Annotated in this window: 5 protein-coding genes; 2 read left to right on the top strand and 3 right to left on the bottom strand. The window is 69.2% G+C overall.

The window, feature by feature from the left end; genetic code table 11:
* From E6G06_21645 to E6G06_21635, 3 genes are all read right to left on the bottom strand, one after another.
* Window positions 1-631: hypothetical protein (locus E6G06_21645; protein TML85898.1), on the bottom strand; the 631-nt coding region annotated here is incomplete at its 3' end.
* Complete coding sequence (locus E6G06_21640; protein ID TML85897.1) at window positions 631-5331, bottom strand: hypothetical protein; 4701 nt, start codon at window positions 5329-5331, stop codon at window positions 631-633. The genes E6G06_21640 and E6G06_21645, both read right to left, overlap by 1 nt.
* Before the next feature lie 97 nt (window positions 5332-5428).
* Complete coding sequence (locus E6G06_21635; protein TML85896.1) at window positions 5429-5806, bottom strand: hypothetical protein; 378 nt, start codon at window positions 5804-5806, stop codon at window positions 5429-5431.
* On the opposite strand from E6G06_21635, the gene E6G06_21630 reads away from it, so the two are divergent.
* Both E6G06_21630 and E6G06_21625 read left to right on the top strand, forming a co-directional pair.
* Complete coding sequence (locus tag E6G06_21630; protein ID TML85895.1) at window positions 5787-7862, top strand: adenylate/guanylate cyclase domain-containing protein; 2076 nt, start codon at window positions 5787-5789, stop codon at window positions 7860-7862. The two genes, E6G06_21635 and E6G06_21630, sit on opposite strands and share 20 nt — an antisense overlap.
* On the top strand, window positions 7786-9166 hold a 1381-nt coding region (locus E6G06_21625; GenBank protein ID TML85894.1), incomplete at its 3' end, for a TIR domain-containing protein. The genes E6G06_21630 and E6G06_21625, both read left to right, overlap by 77 nt.

Below are 9166 nucleotides of genomic sequence, written 5' to 3'. Positions count from 1 at the left end.
ACATGCGGGCGTTGTCGGCCAGGTCGAAGCTGCCCGCGTTGGCGAGGGTGGCGCCGTTGTAGAAGAGGATGTAGGTGTCGACCGCCATCGAGGCGGTGCCGTTGTTCTGCAAGGTGGTGCCGTCGAGGTAGTGGCAGAAGCAGAACGCGTTGGTGACGGCCAGGGTGGCGCCCGCGGCCACGGTGGTGGTGCCCGGGCCGGCGATGGTGCCCGAGCTCCAGATGAAGGTGCCTGCGACGGTGCGGCTGCCGGCGCCGGTGAGTGTGCCCGACAGCTTGAGGCTCTTGAGGGCCGACGTCTGCGTCGTGCTCGTGACCTCGAGTGAGCCCGGGATCCGGACCTGTTTCTGGCCCTCGACGCTGAGCACCGTCTCGGATGCGTTGACGGAAACGAACGTGCCCGGGGCGCCGGACGGGATGCACACGTGGTCGGTCGTCGTCGGGAGGCGGTCGGGGTTCCAGTTGGTCGCGTCCTCCCAAGAGGTCGTGCCCGCGCCCCCGTCCCACGTGATGGTGGCGATGGTGCAGCTCGCGGCCCCCGCCGAGCGCATCGCCATCCAGGTCGCGCCCAGGGCACCCACGACCGCAGCGATGCCGAGCGAGAGGAGCAGACGGCGACCGTGCGTGGCCATCAGAGGTTCACCAGCACCCCGGCGGCGTTGTTGTTGCCGCTCTCACACGGGAGCGAGCAGGTGCCCGCGTGAGGCACGAGCTTGTAAGCACCGGCGCCGCTTGGCGCGGCGGGCATCGTGAAGGTGATCGTGTAGTTGCCATCGACCGCGGACGACACGGTCGTCGGCGTGACCGGCGTGATCTGACCGGTGGTGCTCTTCTTCAACAGGATCGTGAAGTCGCCGGAAAGACCCCACGGCGTGGCGCACGCGGCGTCGTAGGCGACTGTCGTGGGGTCGTCGGGCTGGAGCGTCTTGCACGGGAACTGCGCGCCCGTGACGGCGACCGAGGTGCCAGGAGGGATCGTGCCCGGGCAGGCGCCGCCGCCGCACGTGACGGCAGGGGTCGGAGGTTTGACGAACGCCTGGCGGAAGCCGGCGGCGAGGGGTGGCGCGTTCGGGTCGCTCGTGTCGAGCTCGGCGACGTAGACGACGCAGGTCCAGCCCGCCGCGATCTGGGCCGAGGTGGGCGGGCACACCGCGTGAGGGTTCGTGCTCGGCGAGCCGTTGTACGCCGTCAGCGTGTTGCCCGACGGCAGTTGAAGACCGATGCTCCCCGGCAGGTTGCCGCTCGCGTCGAGCGTGACCGACCCGCTGCCGGACACGGGAGTGAACGGCGGCTGCAGCGCCCCGAAGCCGAGTCCGTTGCCGAAGTCGCATCCGCCCAGGGGGTCGCCGTCGCCCCCGGAGCCGTCGCCGTTCGGTCCCGCGAGCGCCTGGCCGTTGCAGAGCACCACCTCCACCGCCTTGCTCGGATCACCGTTGAAGGCCGGAGCGGAGACGGTGACGATCGAGGGCGTCGTGCACGCCGGCCCGCTGAAGTTGCGCATGCAGGGGTTGGGGCTAGACAGGACGAGGCTCACGGCCTTGGAGATGTTCACGGGGTGGAGGACACCGGGGGCGGCCGGGTTGCCGTTGCTGCACAACCTCTGCCGGCAGTCGAGGCGGACGTTGAACGTCGCGAGCGCGGTCGCCGTCGCGCTGTTGAGGTCGGTGACCTGCAAGGTCACGACGTGGTTGCCCGGTGTCCAGCCGCCGGGGGGAGGGAGCAGGTCGACGCTGTCGCCGGTGCAGGCGGCGGCGCACGTACCGTCGAAAGGGGCCTGCGTCCAGGCGAGTGCGGATCCGGTGAGCTCGCCGTTGTCCGCGTCCTTGCCGGCGCCGCGAAGGGCGATGGAGTCGAACTGTCCGATCGTGTTTCCCGCGGGTGCCAGGATCGCAGCGCTGGGCGACTTGAGGATCGCTTCCGTCGGCGCGACGACGGCCGAGACCGGTGCGGGCGCGCCCTGCAGGAAGCCGTCGTTGACGACGGCAGAGAGCGAGCCCCCGCCACACGCGATGGTGGGGTCGAAGTTGGCCTCGAAGGCCGCCACCTTGTCGGCCACCCCTGCCGGCGGAAGCCCGACGTCGACCGGGTAGGCGGTTCCGTCGGGGCACCTCAACGCGAGGTCGACCCGCAGGTTGGCGGCCTGCGCCGCGGTAGCGGCCGTGGTCGTCACGCTCACGGGTTGTTGCCCGTCGTCGGGTGGCGGTTGCCGGTTGTTCACGACGACGTCGGGTACGCCGTTGGTGTCGCCCGGCGCCAGGTTCGTCGCACTCGAATTGAACACCGCGAAGCGCCCATCAGCCGTCAGCGCGGGGTTGCGGCTGTCGCTGTTGCCCTCGACACCCAGGTTGTCGACGCTCGCCCGACGGGTGGCGTCGGTCGCGGTGTCGAGGTCGTGCACGTAGATCTGGGCGAACCCGTTCGTCGGGCCCGGCACCAGGTCGCCGGCCGTCGACCAGAACGCGACCGATGAGCCGTCGCCGCTGATGTCGACGCCGCTCAGACCGATCGCGAACGGCACGCCGCCCGCGCTCGGGTTGCCCTGACTGTCGACGCTCACCCGTTGGGTGTTGCCGAAGGCGCGGTCGCGCACGAAGACGTCCTGGGCGTTGTTCGTGTCGCTCGCCACCAGGTTCGTCGCGTTGGAGGCGAACGCCACCCGGTTGCCGTCATCGGAGATGGCCGCGTCATGACTGTCGTTGTTGCCTTCCACGCCGGCGCTGTTACGGCTCACCCGCCCGGTGGTGTTGGAGACCGTGTTGCGCACGAAGACATCGGTGGACGCGTTCGTGTCGCCCGACACCAGATCCGGCGCGTCGGACTCGAACGCGACAAAGTGCCCGTCGCCGCTGATGTCGGCGAAGACACTGTCGCCGTTGGCCTCGCTGAGACCGGTCGAGGGGTCGGGGACGCTGACCCGCCGGTTCGTGTTGGTTGCGACAGATCGGTCGCGTATGAAGATGTCGGTCGCGCCGTTGGTGTCGTTCGCCACGATGTTGGGGTCGTCGGACTGGAAGACGACGAACCTGCCGTCGGCGCTGATGCGCGGCCGGAGACTCGCGCCGACCGTCTGGCCGTTCGTGCTGTTGCGACTCACCCGCTGCGTCGAGACCGCGCCGGATTCGTCGAAGATGCCGTCCTGATCCGTGTCCCGGTCGCGCACGAAGATGTCGGTGGCACCGTTGGTGTCGCTGCTGATCAGGTTGGACGCGTCCGACTGGAACGCGACGAAGCGCCCGTTCGCGCTGATCGACGGGAACATGCTGGGCCCGTTGGGGTCGCCGCCACCTGTGTCGACGCTCATCCGGATGGTCTTGCCCGGAAACTCGCGGTCGCGCACGAAGACGTCGTAGTCGTTGTTTCCGTCGCCGGCGACCAGGTTCGACGCCCGCGACTGGAACGCGACGTAGCGCCCGTCGGCGCTGACCGACAGGCCCTCGAAGAAGCTGTCGCCGTTGGCCTGCCCCCCGTTGTCGGCCACGCTCGCGCGCTGTGTCGCGCCACCCGACGGCAGCACCGTCACCGTATTGAGCACCGGCGTCGCGCCGCGCGACCGCGTGTACAGCTTGAGCGAGCCTGGTGCGCCTGGGGATCCCTTCCACAGCTCGATGGTCTGGGCGGCAGTGACGGAATCGCTTGCGACCGCGACCGAGAACAGCGTGGGCGGTGGGCCGGCCGACGTACAGGAGTTGGGCTCGCAGTGGTTGGAGACCATGTTCGTCACCACAATCCCGACGTTGCCGTTGGGGGCAGGGAGAATCGCGCCGCTCGAGTCGCGTTGGACGAGGCGGTAAGGGCTGGTGTCGTCGAACTCGGGGCTGCGCGCGGTGCCGAGCGAGAAGTACGACTCGACGACGTGGGTTCCCGCAACCGTGCCGTCGGTGTCGCCCGACAGAACAAAGGTCGGGTTGGCCCCCACCCCCTGGACCGTGCCGACCGTGCCCGACGTGGTGCACTCTGTCGCGATGGTGGGTGCGCCCAATTTGCACTGAAGGTCGGCCCAGTCACCTGGCTCGAACACCGTCTTCGTGTCGTTCCAGCTGGTGGAGGCAACCTTCATCGCGGTCCTGTTGTCGGTGATGAACGAGCGCGATGTGACGTTGTATGCCCGGTTCGGGTCGGTCGTGTCGGCCGCAGTGTTCTTCGAGTGACCTGGGCTGAAGCTGTCTTGACGGTTGTCGAGGGTGGCCGGCGGTACGACTCCCATGGTGTGGGCGGTCTCCATCGCCATGACCGAGCCCGAGATCGACGGGAAGCTCGGCGTTCCGGCGGAGAGTCGCGCCCACGACTGATTCCCACCGAGCGCGGCGTAGCCCTCGGCACACGGATGGCCCGCCGCGCCGAGGCTCACGGTCTCGTCCACGACGCCCATCACCCGGTCGGCCGTGGCCGAGGGCACCGTCGCGTTCAAGGTGTTCCACGACTGGAGGAACTGGCTCAGCTTCCCTTTGAGGAAGTTGAAGTTGGAGGCGGTCCCGCAGAACTTCCCGGTCGCGGGGTCGAGGAGCGGGCGGGTGCCCGTCGCGGGATCGATCGCCGAAGTGTCGAGAAGTGTGGGGTTCACCGAGTAGCGGACACCTCCGGTGTCCGCCGCGCCTCTCAGGTCGCCGATGCCGTCAGGAACGGGGAACATGCGGGCGAGCGTGGTCAGCGCGTTCTGCATCGTCGCTTGGGCGGTGCCAGGGAACTGGCTGGCGTACGACTGCCTGGCGTCGCCCATGGGCACCACCAGGATCCGCAACGCGTTGGTCCTCCTCTCGACGGCCGCTGTGAACGCGGGGAGAGGGGCCGAGCACGTGACCGGCGTCGCCGACGACGAGGTCTTCACGAGCGCGTTCACCGTGGGCGTGAGCGTCAGATTGAACCGGTTGGCGTTGCCTGCCGGCGTGAGCAGCGAGGGGGGAACCACGAACTTGGGGTCGGCCGCGGAATCCAGTGCGGGTGCGGTCGAGTACTTCGTGACGTAGGGCGCAGCCCCGGGCGCCGGCGAGAACGGCGAGATCGTCTGATGAGTGGCGCCGTTGTCGTTGCTCACCGACAGTGACGCGCCGGTGACCGCGATCGACGCATCCGACGGTGCGTCGCTCGGCAGGCTCAGGAAGAGACGAACGAGCGTGGCCTTGCCGCGTGCGAGCCTGGCGTAGCCCCGGTTGCCCAGGCCCTGGTTGACGGTGGAATCGCGCAACTGGAGGGCGAGCGGACAGGCCGCGGCGTCGGCCATGGGTCCTCCCGTCACCACGCCCAAGCCGGTGGCGAGCAGCGCGACAACGGCAAGGATGACGCGCGCCCGGTCGTGGCCGTCGCGTCGGTGTGCTCCCACCCGCTCGTTCCCCATGCGATGTCCCCAAAGCGTGCGGAGTCTGTGGCGAGACTCTCTCACGGTCGCGGCACGCGACGCCACCGTAGAACTACCGGTTTCCGTTGGCCGCGCGTTACCGGAAGTGGCCGGCTCCGCTGCCACCGCCACTGGTGTCGAAGCAGAACCGCCCGGTGTCAGGCGCACGGTCGAACAAGGGACCCGAGCTCGTCTTCCCGACGAAGCAGAAGATGGAGTCACCTTGGGGAATTCCCGTGAAGCTGACGAAGACGAAATCGGTTTCGTCGGGATTCTCGGCGACTCCGTCTCCTCGAACGCTGGCTTGGGCAAGCAGCGGGCTCGCGGGGTTGTCGTCGTCCCAGACCTTGACCTGATAGCTCAGAAGGGGACAGCTGGCGCCGCCCGTCGTGATGCGGAAGGTCAGCTTCGACGGCGTCGTTTCGGTCGCCGCCTCGTAGAGGGCGCCGCCGTCGATGATGTCCGCGCTCTCCACCCCGCACGGGCGCTCGTTCGACGACGCCCCGATCAACGGCAGACCGACCCCGGCGACGATCGCGCCGACAGCGACCAGCAGGCACACGACTCGTTTCATGGTCCCCTCCCCTGCGCCGCGGTCCCGTCGCGGCAGTTGGTTGAGTCTGACCGGCGGCCCCGCACGCGTCAACGGACGCGTGTGGGCTGCCCGCGGTTGGAGCGACCGGAGGACTCGGACGAGAATGATGTCCTTGGCTGATTCCGGCGAAAGCCACGCGGGGAATCCGGGTCCGTCGCTCGAAGGAGTCCGGGCGGCGATGGCCCGCGGCGAGTACCTGATGGCGTACGACGAGGTGATGGCCGCCCTGGAGTTGCGCCCCGACGACCTGGCCCTCCAGTACCAGGCAGTGCTCGCTCTCGCGAGAGCCGGCGCGATCGACCGGGCGGGTGAGTTGGTCCGCACCTTCGGTTTCGACCGCCCGCACGCAACCGCCCTCGCGCCCGACCTGGCCGAGGATCTCGCCGCCCTCGCGGCACGCCTCGCCAAGGATCGCGCGCTCGCATCTGTCGGAGCCGAGCGAACGGCGCGAGCCCGCCAGGCCGCCGAGAGCTACGAAGCCATCTATCGCCGCATGGGGCGACCGTATACCTGCATCAACGCGGCGACGATGTGGCTCGTCGCGGGCGAAGGAGACCGAGCCAAGGAGCTCGCGTTCGTGGCGAGCGACCTCTGCGCGCGAGCGACGCCGTCGTCCCGCGAGGACGAGTACTGGCTCGCGGCGACTCAAGCCGAGGCGAGTTTGATCGTCGGCGACTTCGACGCCGTCGCGGAGGCGCTGGAGCGTGCCGCCGCGCGCTCGATCGACGAGCTCGCGGTTCGGGCCACGACGCGCAAGCAACTCCTGCTCGTGTGTGCCGCAATCGGTGTCGACCCCAGCGTCCTCGACCCGCTCAGCATTCCGACCGTGATCCAGTACTGCGGCCACATGATCGCTCGATCAGGCGAGCGTGGCCGCTTCCCGGCCGAGGAAGAGAAACGCGTGGCCGCCGAGGTGGACGCGTTCCTGGACAGCAAGCGGGTCGGCTTCGGCTTCGGGTCGCTCGGATGCGGAGCCGACATACTCGTCGCGGAGGCGCTCGTCGAACGCGGGGCGGAGCTGCACGTGGCCCTTCCGTTCGCGTCAGAGGAGTTCAAAGCGGTGTCCGTGGCGACCGGCGGCGACGGGTGGGTCGAACGCTTCGAACGGTGCCTCGCGGCGGCCACCAGTGTCACGTATGCGACCGAGGGCGCCTACCTCGGCGACGATTCGCTGTTCGACTACGCCGCCAGGCTCGCCATGGGTCACGCCCTGATCCGGGCCAGGTTCTTGAGCACCGATGTCGAGCAACTCGCGATCTGGGACGGAGTCGTCACCCGCAATTCGGCCGGTACGGCCAGTGACATCCGCACCTGGCAAGCGCGCGGCAGGACCACCCATGTCATTGCGACGGCCGCCACCGGACCCACCCGTGAGCCGGACCTCGCCGCCGTTCGCGAGGAGCGGGTGCTCCGGGCGATCCTCTTCGCCGACATCCGCGGCTTCAGCCGGCTCCCGGATTCCAAGATGTCGGCGTTTCTCGACAGCGTCATGACGCCTCTCGCAGCCACCCTCGACCGCTTCGCCTGCGACATCGAGTTCCGCAACACGTGGGGCGACGGCCTGTACGTCGTGATGAGGAGCGCGACGCGGGCGGCGGAGTGCGCGCTCGCGCTGCAGGACACCATGTCCGACTTGGATCTGTCGAGCGCAGGGCTGCCGCTCGATCTCGCGTTGCGGATCGGCGCCCACGCCGGCCCGGTCGTGCCTGCACAGGACCCGGTTCGACGCGAACGCAACTTCTACGGGGTCCACGTCACGTGGACGGCGCGCATCGAGCCGCGCACGCCCGAGGGCGACGTCTATGTGACGGATCCGTTCGCAGCACTGGTGGCGCTCGAGGACGAGGAGACCCTGAGCTGTGAGTACGTGGGCCACATCCCCACGGCAAAGGGATACGGCACGTTTCCCATGTACGTGCTCAAACGTCGGACGTAGCGTCGTGACAGGGCCGAGCCCGCCCGGGATCTTCATCAGCTATCGGAGAGAAGACTCGTCCGGTCACGCCGGACGACTCCACGATCACCTCGTGACCCACTTCGGCGCGGAGCGCGTGTTCATCGACGTCGAGGGCATCGAGGCGGGTCGGGATTTTGCCGCCGTCCTCGACGCGGCCCTGGCGGATTCCCAGGCGGTCGTCGTGGTCATCGGCCCGCGCTGGCTGACAGTCGTCGATCGCGACGGCCGCCCTCGCATCGAAGCGGCGGACGACTTCGTGCGCCTGGAGATCGAGACCGCGCTCACGCTCGGCCGGCGGCTGGTGCCGGTGCTCGTCCAGGGCGCGCGAATGCCGGCGGAGGAGGAGCTCCCGGGCGCGCTCGGTCCACTGAGCCGCTTTCAGGCGTTCGAGCTCAGCGATCGCCACTGGCGGTCCGACATGGGAAGGCTGCTGAGCCTGCTGGACAGGGTGGCTGCGAATGCTCCCGCGCGCCGACCCTTCGTCGCGTCGCCCACCGCGACGCTCGGGGTGACACCGTTTCCCGCGGCGTTGGTGGCGGCGGGGGGTGCCGAACCGGAGGTCGGATCGGGGTCCGCCGCCGCGCTTCCGTTCGTCGGCCGCCACGCCGAGCAAGACGTGCTGGCCGCCGCTTGGAGCTCGGCCGCGGGTGGGGCACGCGCGATCGTGGTCATCTCCGGCGAGCCGGGCATCGGGAAGACCCGCCTCGTCGCCGAGACGGCGCGGGCCCTGCATGCGCAAGGCGCGCTCGTGCTCTATGGCCGCTGCGACGAAGACCTCGGCGTGTCGTATCAGCCCTTCGTCGAGGCGCTGCGCTACTTCGTCGACCAGGCGCCCGGGTACGAGTTGGCGCCGCGCCTCGGGGAGTCCCGGGGAGAGCTCGTGCGACTGGTCCCCGAGCTGGGAGAGCTCGTGCCCGACCTCCCTCCTCCGACAACGGCTGATTCCGAGACCGAGCGCTACCAGCTGTTCGACGCGGTCGTCACGTGGTTGGCGGCAACCTCCCGAGAGCAGCCGGTGGTGCTGGTGCTCGACGACATCCACTGGGCGACCAGGCCGACGCTCCTGCTCCTGCGACACCTCGCGCGATCCGTCGACCCGATGAGGGTGCTCGTGTTCGCGACGTGCCGGACGAGCCATCTGGGCCGCGCGCAGCCGTTGGCGGAGCTGCTCGCAGACCTCCGGCGGGTGCAAGGCGTGGATCGAGTGTCGCTGGCCGGTCTCGACCATGCCGATGTGGGAACGCTGATCGGGGCTGCTCTCGGCCCGTCGAGCGACGAGGCGA

The organism is Actinomycetota bacterium, assembly GCA_005888325.1.
Classification (GTDB): Bacteria; Actinomycetota; Acidimicrobiia; order Acidimicrobiales; family AC-14; genus AC-14.
Note: the sequence above shows the minus strand (reverse complement) of the source record. Positions and strands in the feature narration are given on the sequence as shown.

Excerpts from the sequence above, each read along its gene's own strand:
- E6G06_21640 (TML85897.1), bottom strand. The coding sequence starts at position 5,331 with ATGGGGAACGAGCGGGTGGGAGCACACCGACGCGACGGCCACGACCGG.
- E6G06_21630 (TML85895.1), top strand. The coding sequence starts at position 5,787 with ATGATGTCCGCGCTCTCCACCCCGCACGGGCGCTCGTTCGACGACGCC.